At 65.0% G+C, this 21,642-nt stretch carries 8 protein-coding genes; 7 read left to right on the forward strand and 1 reads right to left on the reverse strand.

The genetic code is table 11. The annotated features are described in order from the left end of the window. Positions 1 to 9: 9 nt before the first annotated feature. The 6 genes from HA46_RS02940 (at position 10) to HA46_RS02965 (ending at position 18,566) form a co-directional block, all read left to right on the forward strand. On the forward strand, positions 10 to 12,075 hold the full coding sequence (locus HA46_RS02940) for an Ig-like domain-containing protein (RefSeq protein WP_084882200.1): 12,066 nt from the start codon (positions 10 to 12) through the stop codon (positions 12,073 to 12,075). 187 nt (positions 12,076 to 12,262) lie between these two features. Beyond that, complete coding sequence (locus HA46_RS02945; RefSeq protein WP_244277496.1) at positions 12,263 to 13,603, forward strand: TolC family outer membrane protein; 1,341 nt, start codon at positions 12,263 to 12,265, stop codon at positions 13,601 to 13,603. Continuing rightward, positions 13,600 to 15,780: a type I secretion system permease/ATPase gene (locus HA46_RS02950; protein WP_084882126.1), complete on the forward strand. Its 2,181-nt coding sequence runs from the start codon at positions 13,600 to 13,602 to the stop codon at positions 15,778 to 15,780. Before HA46_RS02945 ends, HA46_RS02950 begins: the two co-directional genes overlap by 4 nt. Next, positions 15,777 to 16,997 (forward strand): HlyD family type I secretion periplasmic adaptor subunit, encoded by a 1,221-nt coding sequence (locus tag HA46_RS02955; RefSeq protein WP_048785538.1) that lies wholly within the window; start codon positions 15,777 to 15,779, stop codon positions 16,995 to 16,997. The genes HA46_RS02950 and HA46_RS02955 overlap by 4 nt, the downstream gene beginning before the upstream one ends. Before the next feature lie 183 nt (positions 16,998 to 17,180). Continuing rightward, entirely contained in the window at positions 17,181 to 18,104 is a 924-nt protein-coding gene (speB, locus tag HA46_RS02960) for an agmatinase (RefSeq protein ID WP_033792120.1), read from the forward strand. A 54-nt stretch (positions 18,105 to 18,158) separates the two neighbouring features. Beyond that, positions 18,159 to 18,566: a YidB family protein gene (locus tag HA46_RS02965; protein WP_084882127.1), complete on the forward strand. Its 408-nt coding sequence runs from the start codon at positions 18,159 to 18,161 to the stop codon at positions 18,564 to 18,566. Positions 18,567 to 18,603: 37 nt separating this feature from the next. Here HA46_RS02965 and loiP read toward each other — a convergent pair whose 3' ends face one another. Next, entirely contained in the window at positions 18,604 to 19,362 is a 759-nt protein-coding gene (gene loiP / locus HA46_RS02970) for a metalloprotease LoiP (RefSeq protein WP_033792118.1), read from the reverse strand. 273 nt (positions 19,363 to 19,635) lie between these two features. Between loiP and tkt the strand changes: the two genes are divergently transcribed. Then, positions 19,636 to 21,633, forward strand: a complete 1,998-nt coding sequence (tkt, locus tag HA46_RS02975) for a transketolase (RefSeq protein ID WP_033792117.1) — start codon at positions 19,636 to 19,638, stop codon at positions 21,631 to 21,633. Positions 21,634 to 21,642 lie beyond the last annotated feature (9 nt).

A 21,642-nucleotide genomic window follows, 5' to 3' on the forward strand; every position in this document is an offset into this window, starting at 1 on the left:
TTTGTAGAGCTGGCCGACGGCGACACCACGCGCGACGCCACGCCGGTGCTGAGCGGCCTGACCACCGCGGGCGCGCTGGTGACGCTCTATAACGGCGACGCGGTTATCGGCAGCGTCACCGCCGACGCGGCGGGCCAGTGGAGCTTTACCCCAGCGGCGCTGGACGATGGCAGCTACGCCTTCCGTGCCGACACCGCTAACGCGGACGGCAGCGTAACGCCTTCTCCCGTGTTGACTATCACTATCGACAGCGTCGTGCCGGATGCGGTAAGCGGGCTGCAGCTGAGCAGCGACGCCAGCGGCGCGCTGGTGCCTGTCACCACGGGCGCGACCAATGATACGTCGCCTGTGCTGAGCGGCACGGCGGAGCCGGGCAGCATTGTCACCGTTTCCGACGGCGGCAACGTACTCGGCAGCGCCGCCGTTGGTCCAGACGGCAGCTGGAGCTTTACCACGCCAGCGCTGAGCGAGGGCGCGCACAGCCTGAGCGCCACCGTGACCGATGCAGCGGGCAACGCGAGCGGCGCCTCTGCGCCGATAACCTTTGACGTCGACAGCACTCCGCCAGCGACGATCGTCGATCTGGTGCTGAGCGATAACCGCGGCGGCACGCTACAGCCAATAGGGGCAGGCGGATCCACCAGCAGCACCACGCCAACCCTGAGCGGCAGCGCTGAACCGGGCAGCGTGGTTACCGTCGCTGACGGCGATCGGGTGCTGGGCAGCGCAACGGTCAACGCCGACGGCAGCTGGAGCTTTATCAGTCCCGCGCTGGGCGAGGGCGGCCACAGCCTGACCGCCACGGTAACCGATTTAGCGGGCAACAGCGGCCCGGCCTCCGCGCCGCTGGCCTTTAACGTGGATACCGTCGCGCCTGCGGCGGTGAGCAACCTGGTGATCACCGATAACTACGGCGATGCCACAGGCCAGCTCGCCTCGGGCGACACCACGGACGATCGCACCCCGACGCTCAGCGGTCAGGGCGAGCCAAACGCGCTGGTGACGATTTATGACGGCCAGGTCGTGCTGGGTTACACCACCGTCGACACCGACGGCAGCTGGAGCTTCACTACGCCGACCCTGAGCAGCGGCGCGCACAGCCTGACGACCACTCTCACCGATCCAGCAGGCAACGTCGGCCCGGCATCTGACGCCTTCGCGATCACCGTTGACGGCACTCTGCCGCCAGCGAGCACGCCGCTGGAGGCCATCAATGAAACCGGCTCTACCGCCGCGCCGCTGAACGACGGCGCCACGACCAATAACGACAGCCCGGTGCTGAGCGGCCTCGCCGATCCGAACAGCGTGGTGACGCTCTATGACGGCCAGACGCTAATAGGCAGCACGACGGCAGATGGCAGCGGCCAGTGGTCTTTCCGGCTCTTCTCGCTTTCGAACGGCCTGCATGCGTTTTATGCCACTATCGTCAGGCCTGACGGCGCGACCAGCAACGCCGGTCCGCTCAACATTACCGTCGATACCGTTGCGCCGAGCGCGGCCGATAACCTGCAGCTCACCGGCGACAACGGCAGCACCAGCGCGCCGATCGGCGACGGCAGCACCATCAGCGACCCTTCGCCAGTACTGAGCGGCACGGGCGAGCCGGGCAGCACCGTCTCTGTTTCCGACAACGGCAACCTGCTGGGCACTGCCACAGTCGATAATAACGGCAACTGGCGCTTTGCCACGCCGGCGCTGGCGGAAGGGCCGCACAGCCTGACCACCACCGTTACCGATATCGCTGGCAATGTCGGCCCGGCCTCCGCGCCGCTGAGCTTTACCGTCGATACCACGCCGCCAGCCGCCGCCAGCAATCTGGTGGTGACTGACGACGTTGGCGGCAGCCAGGGGACGCTGGCCTCCGGCGACACCACCGATGACAACACCCCGACGCTGAGCGGCCAGGCTGAAGCGGGTGCGCTGGTCAACGTTTACGAAGGCGACGTGCTGCTGGGCAGCGCCGTCGCTGACGGCAGCGGCAACTGGAGCGTCACCACCATCGCGCTGAGCAACGGCAACCACAGCATGACGGTGGTCGTCACCGATGCGGCGGGCAACGTCAGTCTGGCGACGCCAGCCTTTAACCTGAACATTCAGGCAGGCTTGCCGCCGGCCACCGTCTCGCTGGAGGCGATCGACGATAGCGGCAGTCCGCTGCTGCCGCTGGCCAACGGCGCCAGCACGCAAGACACCACGCCGATCCTCAGCGGTCTGGCCACGGCGGGCGCGCTGGTGACCCTCTTCAGCAACGGCGACGCGCTGGGCAGCGTCACCGCCGATGCCAACGGGCAGTGGAACTTCACGCCTGCGGCGCTGGCGGATGGCACCTACACCTTCCTGGCCAGCTATACCGACGCGACCGGCAACCTGATTGAATCTACGCCGCTCACGCTGACTATCGACACCGTTGCGCCGACCGCAGCGGCAGACATCGCGCTGACCGACGCCAACGGCGACCCGGTGGGCACGGATGCGCCGACCAGCAACAGTACGCCGACGCTGAGCGGCAGCGCTGAACCGGGCAGCATCGTGACGGTTTCCGACGGCGACCAGGTGCTGGGCACGGCCACGGCAGGCGCCGACGGCAGCTGGAGCTTCACCACGCCGACCCTGGCCGACGGCGATCACAGCCTCACCGCTGTGGTCACCGATGCGGCCGGTAACGCGAGTCCCGCTTCTGAACCTGTCGCCATCACCGTCGACACATTACCGCCATCCTTGCCGGCGGATGTGGTGCTGAGCAATGACGGCGCGCCGATCGCGTCCGGTAGCCTGATTAACAACGCCACGCCGGTCATGAGCGGCAGCGCCGAGCCGGGCAGCATCGTTACCATTTCCGACGGTGACACGCCGCTGGGCAGCGTAACGGTGGGCAATGACGGCAACTGGAGCTTCACTACGCCGACGCTGGGCGAGGGCGACCACAGCCTGAGCGCGGTGGCCACCGACGCGGCGGGCAACAGCAGCAGCGCCACGACGCCAGTGCTGGTGAGCATCGATACCGTCGCGCCGACCGCGGCAGGCGATCTGCTGCTCAGCAGCGATCAGAGCGGCACCCCTGTACCGATCGCCGGCACCGTCACCAACGATCCGACGCCGGTATTGAGCGGCACCGCCGAAGCGGGCGGCTTTGTCACCGTTTACGACGGCGACACGGCGCTTGGCTCCGCGACGGTAGGCAGTGACGGCAGCTGGAGCTTTACCGCACCCGCCCTGAGCGAAGGGGATCACAGCCTGACGGCCGTGGTGACCGACGCGGCGGGCAACGCCGGTCCGGCATCGGAAGCGGTTGCCATCACCGTTGATACTACGCCGCCAGCCGGGGCGGGCGACCTGCTGCTCACGAATGAAAGCGGCACGGCTATCGCCGCAGACGGTGTGACCAACAGCGCCGCGCCGGTGCTGAGCGGTACTGCCGAAGCGGGCAGCCTGATCGTCGTTTCTGACGGCGACCAGGTGCTCGGCTCGGTCACCGCCGCTGATGACGGCAGCTGGAGCTTCACTTCGCCGCAGCTTGACGACGGCCCGCACAGCCTGAGCGCTACCGTGACCGATTCGGTAGGCAACGCCAGCGCGCCGACCACGCCGTTGAACTTCACGGTAGACACGCTGCCGCCAGCGGCCGCTCTCGGCCTGACGCTGGTTGACGATCAAAGCGGGGCGACGATCCCGGCAAACGGCGCGACCAATGACACGACGCCGGTGCTGAGCGGCACGGCGGAGCCGGGCGGGGTCGTCACCATTTTTGACGGCGCGACCGAACTGGGTTCCGTGGCGGTGGATGCGGACGGCAACTGGAGCTTTACCATCCCGACGCTGGCGTCGGGCGATCACAGTCTGACCGCCACCGTGACCGATGCGGCGGGCAATACCGGCGACGCGTCGGCGGCCTATCTCTTCAGCGTCGATTTGACGGCGCCAGCCGCGCCAGCGGATCTGCTGCTGACTAATGACGGCAGCAATACGTCCATCGCGGCGGGCAGCCAGACCAATGACACCACGCCGGTGCTGAGCGGCACGGCGGCGGCAGGCGGCACGGTGACCGTTCTCGATGGCGCCACGGTGCTCGGCACCGCGACGGTCGATGCCGACGGCAACTGGAGCTTTACCGCGCCGACCCTGAGCGAAGGGGCGCACAGCCTGAGCGCAACCGTCACTGACGCCACCGGCAACAGCAGCGCGCCATCCGAGTCGATCGGCTTTAGTATCGACACCGGCGCGCCTGCGGCGGCGGCTGACCTGCTGCTCACCAACGATGCCAGCGACACGGCTATCGCGGCGGGCGGCACCACCAACGACAGCACGCCGGTGCTGAGCGGCACCGCAGAGCCAGGCGGCACGGTCAGCATCTCTAACGGCGCAACGCTGCTGGCGACGGTGCCGGTCGCCGCCGACGGCAGCTGGAGCTATACGCTGCCGACGCTGGCCGAGGGCAGCTACAGCCTCACCACCGTGGTGACCGACGCGGCAGGCAACGTTGGCCCGACCTCCGACGCCTTTAACTTCAGCGTAGATACTACTGCGCCGACACTCCCGGATGATGTCGTGGTCAACAACAACGCCGGTCAGACGCTGGTGCCGATCGCAGAAGGCAGCACCGTTAACGATGCCACGCCGGAGCTGACCGGCACCGCCGAGGCGGGCAGTATCGTTACCGTGTTTGACGGCGATACGGCGCTTGGCTCCGTTACCGCCGGATCGGACGGCAGCTGGATCTTTATCACTCCAGAGCTGGCCGACGGGCCGCACAGCCTGAGCGTTAACGTCACCGACGCGGCAGGCAACAGCAGCGGCAATACCCCTGCTATCAGCTTTACCGTTGATACCGCCGCGCCGGAGGCGGCGACGGAACTGGCGCTGACCAACGACCTTACCGGTGCGGCGATCCAGGCGGGCGGCCTGACCAACGACAACACGCCGGTGCTGAGCGGTACGGCGACGGGAGGCAGCATCGTCACCGTGCTGGACGGCACGGCGGTGCTCGGCAGCGCCACCGTGGCGGACGACGGCAGCTGGAGCTTCACTACGCCGACGCTTAACGACGGCGCGCACAGCCTGAGCGCCATCGTGACTGACGCGGCGGGCAACGCCAGCGCGGCCAGCGAAGCGATTGCGCTTAACGTCGATACTCAGCCGCCAGCGGCGGTAACCAGCCTGGCGCTGACCAACGACAGCGGCACCGAGGGGGTTGCCATCCCGAACGGCGGCCTGACCGACGACAGCACGCCAGTGCTGAGCGGCCTGGCGGAGGCGGGCGGCACGGTCGCCGTCTACGAAGGCACTACGCTGCTGGGCAGCGTGGCGGTTAACGATGACGGCAGCTGGAGCTTTACCCCGTCCGCGCTGGACGACGGCACCCATACCTTCACCGTGACGCCGACCGATGCGGCGGGCAACGCCGGCGCCTCGGCCGCTATTAGCGTGGTGGTTGACGCCACCGCGCCGGAGGCGGCGCTGGACATCGCTCTCAACAGCGATAGCGGCGCGACGCCGGTCGCGATCGCCGACGGCGACACCACCAGCGACAGCACGCCGCTGCTGAGCGGCAGCGGCGAGGCGGGCAGCATCGTCACCGTCTATGACGGCGCTAACGCGCTCGGCACCACTACGGTCGGTGCCAACGGCCTGTGGAGCTTCTCCGTGCCGACCCTGAGCGACGCCTTGCATAGCCTGACGGTGACCCTCACCGACGCGGCGGGCAACATCAGCGCACCTTCAGCGGCCATCGACTTTAGGGTTGATACCGTAGCGCCGAACGTGACTGCGTTAACGGTCAGCAGCGACAACGGCCCTGAGCCGGTGGTGCTGACGCCAAACGCCGCCACCAGCGACAGTACGCCGCTGCTAAACGGCTCGGCGGAACCCAACAGCCTGGTGACCATCTATGACGGCGACGTGGTGATTGGCTCTGCGACGGCAGACGAGCAGGGGGAATGGAACTTTACCTCGCCGACGCTGGCGGACGGCACCCATGTGCTGAGCGCCACGGTTACCGACGAGATCGGCAACGTCAGTCCGCGATCTGACACCTTCACGATTCAGGTGGATGTCACGCAGCCGGAGCCGGTGGCTGCGCTGACGCTGAGCAACAACGCTGGCGCTGCCATCGCCGATGGCGGCATTACCAGCGACAGTACGCCAGCCATCAGCGGCACGGCGGAGGCGGGCAGCATTGTTACCGTCTATGACGGCACGACGCCGATCGGCTCGGTGATAGCGGATAACAGCGGCGCCTGGAGCCTGACGCCGACCACCGCGCTTTCCGATGCCCTCCATACGCTGAACGTGACGGTCACCGACGCGGCGGGCAATATCAGCGCCACGATCTCTACCACGTTGACGGTGGATACTATCGCGCCGCAGCCGGTGGCGACCTTTGATATCTACGATACCAACGGCGCGACGCCGGTGCTGATCGCCAGCGACGGCTATACCAACGACGATACGCCGGTGCTGCGCGGTACCGCCGAGGCGGGCGCGACGGTCAATATCTATGAGGGGGACTCGCTGCTCGGCACCGCTACGGTGAACCAGAACGGCGTCTGGCGCTTTGAGACCGGCACGCTGACCGACGGGCAGTACACTTTTACCGTATCGGTCACCGACGCAGCGGGCAACGTCAGTACCGAGGCGCAGCCCTACACCATTAACGTCGATCTCACGCCGCCTGCGGCCATCGCCGATCTGGCGGTAAGCGACGATGCGGGCGCCACCAGCGGCCCGCTGGCCAACGGCGCGGTCACCGACGACAACACGCCGACGCTGAGCGGCACGGCGGAGGCGGGCAGCCTCGTCAGCATCTATGACGGCGATACGCTGCTGGGCTCGGTAACGGCAGGCGCCGGCGGCGCATGGAGCTTTACCACCGGCGCGCTGAGCAACGGTCCGCACAGCTTTACCGTGACGCAGACCGATGTGGCCGGCAACGTCGGCGAGGCGAGCACGCCTTTCGCTATCACCATTGAGAATGGCCTGCCGCCGACCACCAGTACGCTTCAGATCGCTGACGATGCGGGCAGCACGCTGGTTAACCTGGAGAACGGCGCGTTTACCGATGACACCACGCCGGTGGTGAGCGGCACGGCAAGCGCTGGCACCGTGGTGACCATCCTTGATGGCACCACCACGCTGGGCAGCGTTACCGTGGGAGCGGGCGGCGTGTGGAGCTTTACGCCAGCAGCGCTGGCGGAAGGGCCGCACAGCATTAACATCACCACGGTAGATGCGACAGGCAACCCGGGCGCGTCGGCTGGCCCGATCGCCATCACCATCGATACCACGCCGCCAGCCGCGGCTACCGCGCTGCTGCTGAACAACAACAATGGCGCCACGCCGGTAGAGATCGCCAACGGCACCGCTACCAACGACAACACGCCGCAGCTGAGCGGCACCACCGAAGCGGGCGCGCTGGTCACCGTCTATGACGGCGACACCGTTATCGGCTCTACCACGGCGGGAGCCGGCGGCGCATGGAGCTTCGTTTCGCCGCTGCTGACTAACGGGCCGCACGCGCTGAGCGTGACGGTAACGGATGCGGCGGGCAACCTGAGCGGACGCTCGGAGGCCGTCGCCTTTACTGTCGATACCATTACGCCGGCCCCGGCCGCCAGCCTGGTCATCACTAACGACGCTACCGATACCACGGTGCCGAACGGCGGTTTCACCAATGACGACACGCCGGTGGTGAGCGGCACTGCCGAAGCAGGCAGCCTGGTGACCATCTATGACGGCGCCACGGCGCTCGGTTCCGTCACGGCGGACGCTGGCGGCAGCTGGCGCTTCGTCTCCCGGGCCCTCTCCCAGGGCACGCATACGCTGAGCGCGCGCGTTACCGACGCGGCGGGCAACGTCAGCGCGCCGTCCAGCACCGCGACGGTGGTGGTCGACACGGCGGCGCCGGCGCCGGTAACGCTGGCCGCCAGCAATAATAACGGCTCGACGGCGACGCCGATCGCCAGTAACGGCACTACCAACGACAGCACGCCGCTGCTGACAGGAACGGCGGAAGCGGGCAGCCGTATCCTTATCTCCGACGGCAACACGGTGCTGGGCAGCGTCACGGCGGGCAGCAACGGTCAGTGGAGCTTCACCACGCCGACGCTGGCCGACGGCCCGCATACCCTGAGCGTGACCGCCACCGATGCAGCGGGCAACACCAGCGAAGCTGTGCTGCTGACGCTGACGGTCGCCACCGCCGCGCCGGCGCCGGTTGCTGACCTGACCGTTAGCGATAACGTGGGCGGCGTGCAGGGCGGCCTGGCAAACGGCGCCGTCACTGACGACGCTACGCCAACCCTCACCGGCACCACCGGCGCGGGTAACATCGTGACCGTCTATGACGGCACCACGCTGCTTGGCTCCGTGACGGCAGGCACAAACGGCGTCTGGACCTTTACGACCGGCGCGCTGAGCAACGGCGCGCATACCCTGAACGTGACGGTGACCAATGCCGCGGGCAACACCAGCGCGGCGACGCCGTTCAACCTGACGGTGGATACCGTTGCGCCAGCGGCGTCAACCCTGGTCGTCACCAACGATGCCGCCAACGTGACGGTACCGAACGGCGGCACCACTAACGACAATACGCCGGTTCTGAGCGGGACTGCCGAGGCGGGCAGCGTGGTCACGCTGTATGACGGCACCACCACGCTGGGCACCGCGACCGTCGGCACAGGCGGCGCCTGGAGCTTTACCTCAGCGGTGCTCGCTGAAGGCGCGCATGCGCTGCGCGTGACGGTAACGGATCCGGCAGGCAACGTCAGCGGCTCCACCACGGCCAGCATCGTGGTGGATACCACGCCACCTGCGGCCGTGACGCTGGCGGCAAGCAACAACAACGGCTCCACGCCGGTGCCGATCGCCAATAACGGCAGCACCAACGACAACACGCCAGCGCTCACCGGCACGGCGGAGGCGGGCAGCCGCGTCACCATTACTGACGGCACCACGGTGCTCGGCAGCGTGACCGCAGGCAGCAACGGGCAGTGGAGCTTCGTTACGCCGACCCTGGCGGACGGCCCGCACACCCTCAGCGTCACCGCCACCGACGCGGTTGGCAATACCAGCGCGCCGACTACGGTAACGCTCAACATCGACACCACCGCGCCAGCGCCGGTCGCCAATCTGGCGATTAGCGACAACGTCGGCACCATTCAGGGCGATCTGGCGAATGGCGCGGTAACCGATGACAACACGCCGACGCTGCGCGGCACGGCGGAGGCGGGCGCGACCGTTATCGTTTATGACGGCACCACCGCGCTCGGTTCGGTCACGGCGGGCGCCGACGGCGCATGGAGCTTCACTACCGCCGCGCTGAGCAACGGCGTCCATCCGCTGAGCGTGACGGTGCGTGACGCGCTGGGCAATACCAGTACGGCATCCGCCACGGTATCTGTCACCGTGGACACCGTGCCGCCAGCCGCGTCGACGTTGCAGATCCTCAACGACGTCACCGGCACGGTGGTGGCGAACGGCGGATCGACCAATGACAATACGCCAACCCTGAGCGGCACGGCGGAGGCGGGCAGCCGCGTCACCATCTTTGACGGCACCACCGTGCTGGGCACGGCAACGGCAGGCGCCAGCGGCGCGTGGAGCTTTACTACCAGCGCGCTGACGCAGGGCACCCATCCGCTGAGCGTCACGGTGACCGATCCGGCAGGCAACGTCAGCGGTGCAACGGCGGCTACAGTCATTGTCGATACCACGGTGCCAGCGGCGGTTAGCGCGCTGACGGTGAGTAACAACAACGGCAGCACGCCGGTGACCATCCCGAACGGCGGCGTCACCAACGACAATACCCCGCTGCTGAGCGGCAGCGGCGAAGTCGGCGCGCGGATCAGCGTCTATGAAGGCGCCACGCTGTTGGGCACCACTACGGTGGGCAGCAACGGCCAGTGGAGCCTGATTAGCCCGACGCTGGCCAGCGGCCCGCACACGTTGACCGTCACCGCGACCGATGCGGCGGGCAACGTGAGTCCAGGCGTTAACGCCACCCTCACCATCGACACCACGGCGCCGGCGGCCAGCACCCTGGTGATCACCAACGACTCGGTAACGCCGACCGTCACGGTGCCGAGCGGCGGGGCGACGCGCGACACCACGCCGGTGCTGAGCGGCACGGCGGAAGCGGGCGCAACGGTGAGTATCTTTGACGGTACGACGCTGTTGGGCACGGCGATCGCAGGCAACAGCGGCGCCTGGAGCTTCACCACCTCTACCCTGACGCAGGGCGTCCATCCGCTCAGCGTGACGGTGACGGATCCGGCCGGCAACGTCAGCGGCACGACGACCGCGAACGTCACCATCGACAGCGTGGCGCCGACGGCGGTGACCGGACTGGCGATTAATTCGGCAGGCACTACGTTAACCGGCAGCGGCGAAGCGGGCGCGACGGTGACGGTACGCGACGCGGGCGGCAACGCCATCGGCAGCGGCACCGTGGCGGCCAACGGCAGCTTCTCGCTGACGCTGACCACCGCGCAGACCACCGGCGCCTCGCTGTCGGTCACTCAGGCCGACCGTGCGGGCAACGTCTCGCCTGCCGCCACGGTGCTGGGCGCCATCCGCGTGGTGGCGGCCAATGACACCACCGAAGTGGATTACGCCACCCAGACCGGCACCCTCACCAACGCCAATACCAGCACCAGCGGCGTGGCGTTGCTAAACGTTAACCTGGGCGGCGCGGTCACCCTTGACGTATTGAGGAGCGCGGGCGCCTATCAGTTCAGCGTCGGCGCGGGCGACACCCGTACGGTGACGCTGCACGCCTCGGCCACCAGCCTGGCGGCGCTGACCTCGACCTATACGCTCTACCTCTATCAGCAGCAGGCGAACGGCACCTGGGTGGTGAAATCGAGCAACGCCAACTACATCTCTACCTTCCTGACGATAGGGACGCAGACGGGCGGCAACGTCACCTATAGCAACCTTGGCACCGGCAACTACGCGGTGCTGCTGGGCACCAGTACTGGCGTAAGCGTCCTGCCTGCCACCACCATTACCACGACGTCAGATATCACCACCCTGGCCGTCACGGTGGCGGCGACCGTAACGGGCAACCTGCTGGCGAACGACACCAGCTCGGTGGCCGGCACGATTCCGGCAGGCACGCAGGTGACCACGATAGGCAGCAGCGCCATCTCAGCGACCGGCAATACGGTGATCAACACCACCTACGGCACCCTGACCATCGACGCCAGAGGTAACTACACCTATGCGCTGAAAGCGGGCCTGGATGTCGATACGGTGCCGGCCACGGATGTGTTTACCTACTCGGTGCGCGACGCCAGCGGCGCGGTGACCTCGGCCACCCTGACCGTGAACCTGCACAACGGCCCGGCGGCAACGCTCTTCTCGGTAAACAGCCTGTTTGCCGAAGCGCACGTCGATGACGGCACCGCGGCGAGCGGCAGCATCTACGGCGACAGCAGCGCGGCCCACACCGGCGCGCTGAGCATCACCAACGAGGCGGGGCTGACCACCGCCGTCAGCAGCACAGGCATCACGCTGGTGGCGGGCGACTACGGCACCCTGAGCATCTCTGCCGACGGTCACTACACCTACACCCTGAACTCAGCGGTTAACGTGCAGGATATCGCGCATAAAGAGGTGTTCAGCTATAGCCTGGCGGCAGCCGACGGCACCATTACCACCAACAGCTTCACCATCGACCTGCATCCGCTTATCACCGGAACCGCAGGGGCGGATGCGCTGACCAGCAGCGCCTACGACGACACCATCACTGCCGGAGCGGGCGCCGATACCCTGGTGTATCACCTGCTCAACAGCGCGGATGCCGTCGGCGGCAACGGGCATGACACCTGGACCGATTTCTCTGTCGCCAGCGGCGACAAGATCGATATCAGCAGCTTGCTCGTTGGCTGGAACGACGCGACCAGCAACGTCAACGACTTCGTGAAGGTAGACCATACCGCCGATGGCAATACCGTCCTGTCGATCGACCGCGACGGCACCGGCACCGCCTACAGCAGTACGCAGCTGGTCACGCTGGAAGGGGTTAACGTTTCACTGGAGGAGCTACTGCAACAGCCGCACCAGAATCACACGGTCTGATCGCCGTGATGTCTGGCAGGGAAGCATTATCGGGCGCAGGGATGCGCCCCTTTCTCTAACTGACGAGTGGAAAACGATGGATCGGATGCAATCAAGCGCAACATATCGCCGTTCTTTTAAGCTCAGCGTTCTCTGTGCTGGCATCGCTTTTTTTACAACTTCCTCTCTGGCGGCCGGCAGCGACCTGATGCAGTCGGCCAGCCAGATCACCGCCACCGGCCTGGCGCAACAGCAGGATCTCCCTTCATTGACCGGCGAAAGCGCCGAACCGGCGCTGGCGCGCGTGCCCGACTCTCTGACTATCAATCAGGCGGTGCAGCGGGCGATCCAGTGGCATCCCGATATCGCCGAAGCGGTGGGAAAGCTGCTTGAGCAGGCGGATCAGGTGGACGTGGCGAAAGCCAAATACTATCCGCAGATCAGCGGCGGCATGAATAACGGTTACAGCAACAGCTACAGCGAGAAGGGCTACAGCCCCTCGTTCGTGCTGTCGGTCTCCCAAATGCTCTACGACTTCGGCAAGGTCAGCAGCTCGGTGCGCTCCGCCGAGGCGGGCGTCGCCCAGCAGCAGGCCAACGTGCTGGTGAGCATCGACACCGTGGCGCACGATACGGCCGCCGCGCTGGTGCAGGTGCAGGGCTATCAGCAGCTGGTGAAGATCGCGCAGGAGCAGCTATCGGCGCTGATGAAAATCGGCGATCTCGCGCGTCAGCGCAACAATGAAGGCGCCGCCTCGCTCTCCGACGCGACGCAAACCGACGCGCGTATCGAAGGGGCGCGCACCGTGCTGACGCAGTATCAGGCCAACCTCGACCGCTGGCGCGCCACGCTGGCGACCTATCTCGGCTGGCCGCTGGTGAAAGAGGTCAGCGACGACTTTCCCGCCAGCCTGGCGCGTTCATGCGATGCCGCGAAAAGCGACGACCGCACCATTCCGGCGGTGCTCGCCGCCTGGGCGCAGGCCAACGAGGCGCAGGCGAAGCTGGACAACGCCAACGCGCAGATGCTGCCTACCATTTCGCTGGAGCCGCAGGTAACGCACTACCTCAACAATCACTACGCCAGCAGCGAGACGCTGGATCGCACGCAATATTCCGCCTGGGTCAAAGTCGAGATGCCGCTCTATCAGGGCGGCGGCATGACCGCCAGCCGCAACGCCGCCGCCAACGCGCTGACCGCCGCCAACGCGGCGGTCAATTCGGCGCGGCTGAAGGCGCGCCAGCAGCTAAACGAATCGCAGAGCCAGTCGCAAAGCCTGGCGCTCAGCCTGGCGATTCAGGCGCGCCAGCAGCGGCTGGGCGAGAAAACGCAGGCGCTTTATCAGGATCAATATCTGCAGCTCGGCACCCGTCCGCTGCTCGACGTGCTCAACGCCGAGCAGGAGGTGTTCCAGACGCGCTTTACGCTGCAGCAAACCATCAGCCAGTTGCGCGCGCTGCAGCTCGACTGCCTTTACAGCACCGGCCATATGCGGTCGGCGTTCGCCCTGAATAATCAGCGGATCCAGTCCGTGGAGATCCAGCCATGACGCAAATGCAGCTTCCAGATTCGCCCGCCGGCAAGGCCGAGGGGGCCGAAGGCGGGGTGCCGCTCCAGGGCTGGGCCACAGCCATTATCCTGATCGCCGCGCACTATCGTCTGCCCTGTTCGCCGGGCATGATCCTCGCCGCCAGCGAGTGGCAGGGCAAACAGACGCGCGACAAGGCGCTGCGCCACCTGGCGCGCCAGGCGGGCATGTCGCTGCAGCTTTACCAGGATAATAAGTGGGAGATTAACCACTGGCGGCTGCCGCTGGCGGTGGAGCTGGCGGACGGCCAGGTCGGGGTCATCGTCAGCTTCGACGGCGAAGACGAAGTGCGGGTGCACTTCAGCGGCGACGAGCAGCCGACGCCGCTGGCGCTCGGAACGCTCTTGCCCGACATCCGCTTCGCCGCCGCTTTTCGCCCGCTCACCGCCGCCAAAGATAGCCGCGTCGACCGCTATCTGGAGACCCTGAAGCCCGACTGGCTGCGGCGCCTGGTACTGCGCGATCTGCGCCCTTACGGCTACGTAATGCTGGGATCCTTCCTTATCAACCTGCTGGCGCTGGTGGGGATTATCTTCTCGATGCAGGTCTATGACCGGGTGATCCCGGCGCAGTCCTACCCCACGCTCTACGTGCTCTACGGCGGGGTGATTATCTCGGTGATCTTTACCTATATTCTGCGCGTCGGGCGCGATCACGTGACCGATATACTCGGCAAGCGCGCCGATATGCGCGTCTCCGATCGGGTGTTCGGCCATGCGCTGCGGCTGCGCAACAGCGCGATTCCGCGATCCACCGGCACCTTTATCTCTCAGCTGCGCGAGCTGGAGGCGATCCGCGAAATGGTGACCTCGACCACCGTCAGCTCAATCGTCGATATGCCGTTTTTCCTGCTGTTTATGCTGGTCATGGCGATTATCGCGCCGCAGCTGGCGTGGATCGCGCCGGTGGCGGTGATCCTGATGATCCTGCCCGGCGTGCTGAAGCAGAAAACCCTGGCGAGGCTGGCGCACCAGTCGCTGAAAGAGTCGACCCTGCGCAATGCGGTGCTGGTAGAGAGCGTGCAGGGGCTGGAGGATATCAAGCTGATGCAGGCGGAGGATCGCTTTCTGCAGCAGTGGAACAGCTATATCCGCATCACGGCGCAGTCCGGCGTGGAGATGCGCAAAGTCATGCACTCGCTGATCAGCTGGGGCGTAACGGTGCAGGGGCTGGTCTATGCCAGCGTGATCGTGATCGGCGCGCCGATGGTGATCAACGGCGACATCACCACCGGCGCCATCGTCGCGGCGTCGCTGCTCTCGTCGCGCATGATCGCGCCGATGGGCACCCTGTGCGGCGTGCTGGCGCGCTGGCAGCAGGTCAAGGCGGCGAAAACCAGCCTCGACGCGCTGATGGCGCTGCCGGTCGAGAACAGCAAAGACGAAACCCGCATTCACTGCCCGGTGCTGTTTGGCCACTACCAGTTTAGCGAGGCGATGTTTCGCTACTACAGCGACTCCGCCACCATCGCGCTGCGCATCAAAAGCCTGACCATCAAGCCGGGCGAGCGCGTCGCCGTGCTGGGCCGCAACGGATCGGGCAAGTCGACGCTGCTGCAGGCGATGATCGGCGGCATGGATCTGGTGGGCGGCGAACTGCGGCTCGACAACCTGAGCCTGCCGCATATCGATCTCGCCGACGTGCGGCGCAATGTCGGCCTGATGACGCAGAACGCGCGGCTGTTCCACGGCACGCTGCGCGAAAACCTGACGATGGGGGCGGCGCACGCCAGCGACGAAGCGATCTTCGCCGCGCTGACGGTGAGCGGCGGCGCGGACTTTATTCGCCGGCTGCCGCTCGGCCTCGATCATCCGGTGATGGAGGGCGGCGTCGGGCTGTCCGGCGGACAGCGGCAGTCGGTGCTGCTGGCGCGCATGCTGCTGCGCGATCCCAATATCGTGCTGCTGGACGAGCCGACCGCCTCGCTGGACGACCATACCGAAAAAGAGTTTATCGAACGGCTCGGCCAGTGGCTCAACGGCCGCACGCTGGTAGTGGCGACCCACCGCGCCGCCATTCTCGCGCTGGTGGATCGCGTGCTGGTATTAAAAGAGGGACAGCTGGTGATGGACAGCCCGAAAGAGAGCGCGCTGCCGCCTGCGCGGCAGGCGCTCAATCGCCCGGAGGATCAGGCATGAGCGAGCTATCGACAAAACTGCGGCTGGTGGCGCCCGAAGCGGAGACTTCAGACGATCTTAACGGCGATCTGCGCTCGGAAGCCTACTACAGCGGCTCGGTGCGCCTGATCGTCATCAGTTTTTTTCTGCTGATGGCGGGCCTGATCTGGGCATGGTTCGGCGTGCTGGACGAGGTGTCGACCGGCACCGGCAAAGTGATCCCCAGTTCGCGCGATCAGGTGCTGAGCTCGCTGGAAGGCGGGATCCTCGCCGAGCTTAACGTGCACGAAGGAGATCGGGTCGAGGCGGGACAGATAGTGGCGAAGCTCGATCCGACGCGATCTGTCTCCAGCGTCGGCGAAAGCGCGGCGCGCTACCGGGCCGCGCTGGCGGCCAGCGCGCGGCTCTACGCCGAGGTGAACGATCAGCCTTTGCGTTTTCCCGACGAGCTGAAGGCCTTCCCCGATCTGATCGCTTCGGAAACTCGCCTCTACACCACCCGACGCGCGCAGTTAAAAGACGCGACGGCGCAGATCCAGCAGTCCCTGGGGCTGGCCAACCGCGAGCTGGGCATTACTCAGCGGCTGGCGAAAAGCGGCGCTGCCAGCAGCGTCGAGGTGCTGCGGCTGCAGCGCGACAAGTCCGATCTGGAGCTGAAGCTCACCGATATGCGCTCGCAGTATTACGTGCAGGCGCGCGAGGATCTGGCGAAGGCGTCGGCGGAAGCGGACAGCCTGGCGCAAACGGTGAAGGGGCGCGAAGATACCGTCAGCCGCCTGACCCTGCGCTCGCCGATGCGCGGCATCGTGAAAAACATCAAGGTCACCACCGTCGGCGGGGTGATCCCGCCCAACGGCGAACTGATGAATATCGTGCCGATGGATGACCGCCTGCTGATCGAGGCGCGCCTCTCGCCGCGCGATATCGCCTTTATCCATCCGGGCCAGAAGGCGCTGGTGAAGATCTCCGCCTATGATTACGCGATCTACGGCGGGCTGCACGGCGTGGTGGAGAGCATCTCGCCCGACACCATTCAGGATGAGGTGAAGCCGGAGATCTACTACTATCGCGTCTTTATCCGCACCGATACCGACTACGTGCAGAACAAAGCGGGACGCCGCTTCGCAATCAGCCCCGGCATGGTTTCTACGGTCGATATCAAGACCGGCGAGAAAACGGTGATGGACTATCTGGTCAAGCCGTTTAACCGCGCCAAAGAGGCGCTGCGAGAACGTTAATGCGATCCCAACAAACGCGTTTCCGGCGCGTCGCGCATTGCAGCGCGCGCCGAACTCCGCAATAATTGCGTAAACTGCGGCAACGCAAACATCCCTTCCTCGTCGGGCTTAACGACGCGGAGGGGATTTTTTTTATCTGGCCTTCACCTGTAACTTAATGCCATGCGGCAGCGAGGATGATTTATGTATAACACCCTGGGCAATCAGTACGACAATTCACTGGTTTCAAACGCCTTCGGCTTCATGCGTTTTCCGGTCAACTTCCAGCCTTACGACAGCGACGCCGAGTGGGTCATCACCGGCGTGCCTTTCGACGCCGCGACCTCTGGCCGTCCGGGAAGCCGTCTGGGACCGGGCGCGATCCGTCAGATCTCCACCAACCTCGCCTGGGAAGGGTGCCGCTGGCCGTGGCAGTTCGATCTGCGTCAGCGTCTCAACGTGGTGGACTGCGGCGATCTGGTTTACGCCTTCGGCGATTCGCAGGATCTCTCTGACAAATTACAGGCGCACGCGGAAAAACTGCTGGCGAACGGCAAGCGCATGCTCACCTTCGGCGGCGATCACTACGTTACGCTGCCGCTGCTGCGCGCCCATGCGAAGCATTTCGGCAAGCTGGCACTGGTGCATTTCGACGCCCATACCGATACTTACTCCAACGGCCCGACGTTCGATCACGGCACCATGTTCTTTACCGCGCCGCAAGAGGGGCTGATCGATCCGCAACATTCGGTGCAGATCGGCATCCGCACCGAGTTCGACAAGAGCCTCGGCTTTAACGTGCTGGATGCGGCGCAGGTCAACGATCGCAGCGTCGACGATATCCTGGCGGAAGTGAAGCGCACCGTTGGCGATTTGCCGGTGTACCTGACCTTCGACATCGACTGTCTGGATCCGGCGCACGCCCCCGGCACCGGCACGCCGGTAATCGGCGGCCTGACGACCGATAAGGCGACCAAACTGGTGCGCGGCCTGCAGGGCCTGAATATTGTCGGCATGGATCTGGTGGAAGTGGCTCCCGGCTACGATCACGCCGATCTCACCTCGCTGGCCGCCGCGACGCTGGCGCTTGATATGCTGCACGTGCAGGCAGCGAACAAAGGCGAATAATCCTTCAAACCGGGTGCAATCGCGCGCCCGGTTTTAACCGTAACGGAGAGCATGATGGGCTTACTTGATGAATTGGTCGGCGCTTTAGGCAACGGCAACGGACGCAATACCTTAGGTGAACTGCAAGCGGTCTGGAACTGGGTGCAGGAGCAGGGCGGGGTGCAGGTGCTGCTGCAGAAGTTCCAGCAGGGCGGCCTGGGCGAAATCTTAAGTTCATGGATCGGCACCGGAAGCAATCAGTCAGTCAGCGGCGGGCAGCTGCAGTCGGCGTTTGGCGAAGAGGCGATGCAGTCGCTGGCGCAGAAGCTGGGCACCGATGTAAACGGCGCCTCCGGCAAACTGGCGGAGCTGTTGCCGCACCTGGTTGACCGCATGACGCCGCAGGGCCAGATGGACGATCAATCCCTGCACGACAAGCAGCGCGATCTGGGATCGATGGTCGATCAGCTTTTTAAGCGCTAGTTTCTCTGCGCGCCGCCCTGAGGCGGCGCGCGCTCGCTTATTTTCCGGCGTCTGCCGCGATGCGTTCGCGAATATGCTGCGCGCGCGCCGCGGAGTCGGGATGCGAATCAAACAGGCTGCTCTGTTGGCCCTGCTGCATTTTCGCCAGCTTTTCAAAGCTGGTCGCCAGCCCCATCGGATTGATGCCGCGTTTCTTCAGTAGATCGTAGGAGTAATCATCCGCCTGCGACTCCTGCGTTTGCGAGAACTGCGCGTTGACCAGCTTCTCGCCCAGATCGCCCAGCTGCGACTGCGACAGCGAGCCGATCACGCCGCCGACAGACGCGGCCGCGGTGCGTGCCGCCGTAGTGCCGAAAGCGACCTGCATCGCCTTGCGCGTATGGCCCAGAGCGACGTGGCCCATCTCGTGCCCCAGCACGCCTTCGACCTCGTTGTCGTCCATCATATCCATCAGGCCGCTGTAGACGCGGATGCAGCCGTTGGCCATCGCCCAGGCGTTGACATCTTTGGTGAGGTAGACGCGGTAGTTGGCCGGCGTACCGTTGATGTTGTCGCCCAGCGCGGCGGCGATTTTGTTCAGGCGCTGCTGGTAGGTGCTGTCGGCTGGCGCGAGCTGGTTCTCTTTATCCATCTGCGCGCAGGATTGATCGCTGAGCTGCTTCACCTGCGCGTCGTTGAGGGTGTAGGCCTGAAAAGCCTGCGCGCCCGACTGCAGCAGCGCGTTATTGTCCATGCCCTGGCAGCCGCTCAGAAGCGCCGCGAGGCTGATTGCCATGATGCCTGTCTTGATTGTCATGCGTACATCCTGTGGGTAACAAGGTCAGAAAAGCAGGTATCTGAAAAAGGGTCAGATACGGTAAAGAGTGGGTTATAGCCTGTCGTCGGCCACTTCGCTAGCAGACATTGCTGTAAATGCCAGACGGAGCGGCGACATTTAGCACGGCGCGGCATGTACTTTTGCCCCGATTTTCATGTACATTGATGAGCGACTTTTTCCTTGTTTTGCCCGATAAATCATTAATAACAATGAGTTAAATAGGCGAATCATTAATCCGACCTGGAGTAGAAAATGCCCTCTCGTAAAGAGCTTGCCAACGCCATTCGCGCGTTAAGTATGGACGCAGTACAGAAAGCCAAATCGGGACATCCGGGGGCCCCGATGGGTATGGCAGATATTGCCGAGGTGCTGTGGCGCGGCTACCTGAACCATAACCCGACCAACCCGCTGTGGGCCGATCGTGACCGCTTCGTGCTCTCCAACGGCCACGGCTCGATGCTGATTTACAGCCTGCTGCACCTCACCGGCTACGATTTGCCGATGAGCGAGCTGCAGAACTTCCGCCAGCTGCATTCAAAAACTCCAGGTCACCCGGAATACGGCTACACCCCAGGCGTGGAAACCACTACCGGCCCGCTGGGCCAGGGCATCGCCAACGCGGTCGGCTTCGCCATCGCCGAGCGCACGCTGGCGGCGCAGTTCAACCGTCCAGGCCACGATATCGTCGATCACAACACCTATGTCTTTATGGGCGACGGCTGCATGATGGAAGGTATCTCGCACGAAGTCTGCTCGCTTGCCGGCACCCTGAAGCTGGGCAAACTGGTCGCCTTCTATGACGACAACGGCATCTCTATCGACGGTCATATCGACGGCTGGTTCACCGACGATACCGCGAAGCGCTTTGAAGCCTACGGCTGGCACGTGGTGCGCGGCGTAGACGGCCACGACGCGGACGCTATCGCGAAGGCGATTGACGAAGCGAAAGCGGTAAGCGACAAACCTTCGCTGCTGATGTGCAAAACCGTTATCGGCTTCGGCTCGCCGAACAAAGCCGGCACCCATGACTCGCACGGCGCGCCGCTGGGCGACGACGAAGTGGCGCTGACCCGCAAACAGCTGGGCTGGGCGCACGCGCCGTTCGTGATCCCGTCGGAGATCTACGCCGAGTGGGACGCGAAAGAAGCCGGTCAGGCGAAAGAGGCGCAGTGGAACGAGAAATTCGCCGCCTACGCGCAGGCGTTTCCGGAGCTGGCCGCCGAGTTCAAACGTCGCGTCAGCAACGAGCTGCCGGCCAACTGGCAGGAAGAGTCGCAGAAGTTCATCGAACAGCTGCAGGCGAATCCGGCAAAAATCGCCAGCCGTAAAGCCTCGCAGAACGCTATCGAAGCGTTCGGCAAGCTGCTGCCGGAATATCTGGGCGGCTCTGCCGACCTGGCACCGAGCAACCTGACCATGTGGTCCGGCTCTAAGCCGATCAACGTTGACCTGGCGGGCAACTATATCCACTACGGCGTGCGCGAGTTCGGTATGACCGCTATCGCCAACGGCATTGCGCTGCACGGCGGCTTCCTGCCTTACACCGCCACCTTCCTGATGTTCGTGGAGTATGCGCGCAACGCGGCGCGTATGGCGGCGCTGATGAAGATCCGTCAGATCATGGTCTACACCCACGACTCCATTGGTCTGGGCGAAGATGGCCCGACGCACCAGCCGGTCGAGCAGCTGGCCAGCCTGCGCACCACGCCGAACATGAGCACCTGGCGTCCGTGCGATCAGGTTGAGTCAGCGGTGGCGTGGAAATATGCTATCGAGCGCAAAGATGGCCCGAGCGCGCTGATCTTCTCTCGCCAGAACCTGGCGCAGCAGGATCGCACCCCTGAGCAGCTGGCGAACATCGCGCGCGGCGGCTATATCCTGAAAGATTGTGACGGTCAGCCGGAGCTGATCCTGATTGCCACCGGTTCTGAAGTCGAGCTGGCGGTCGCGGCCTACGACAGGCTGAGCAGCGAAGGCATCAAAGCGCGCGTGGTTTCCATGCCCTCTACCGACGCCTTCGACAAGCAGGATGCTGCCTACCGCGAAGCGGTGCTGCCGAAAGCGATCGGCGCGCGCGTCGCTATCGAAGCGGGCATCGCCGACTACTGGCAGCGCTATACCGGCCTGCACGGTGCGGTGGTCGGCATGACCACCTTCGGTGAATCTGCGCCGGCCGAGAAGCTGTTCGAGGTGTTTGGTTTCACCGTCGACAACGTTGTGGCACAGGCGAAAGCGGTGCTGGCATCGTAAGCCCTTAGT

This window comes from Pantoea septica, assembly GCF_002095575.1.
Lineage (GTDB): Bacteria > Pseudomonadota > Gammaproteobacteria > Enterobacterales > Enterobacteriaceae > Pantoea > Pantoea septica.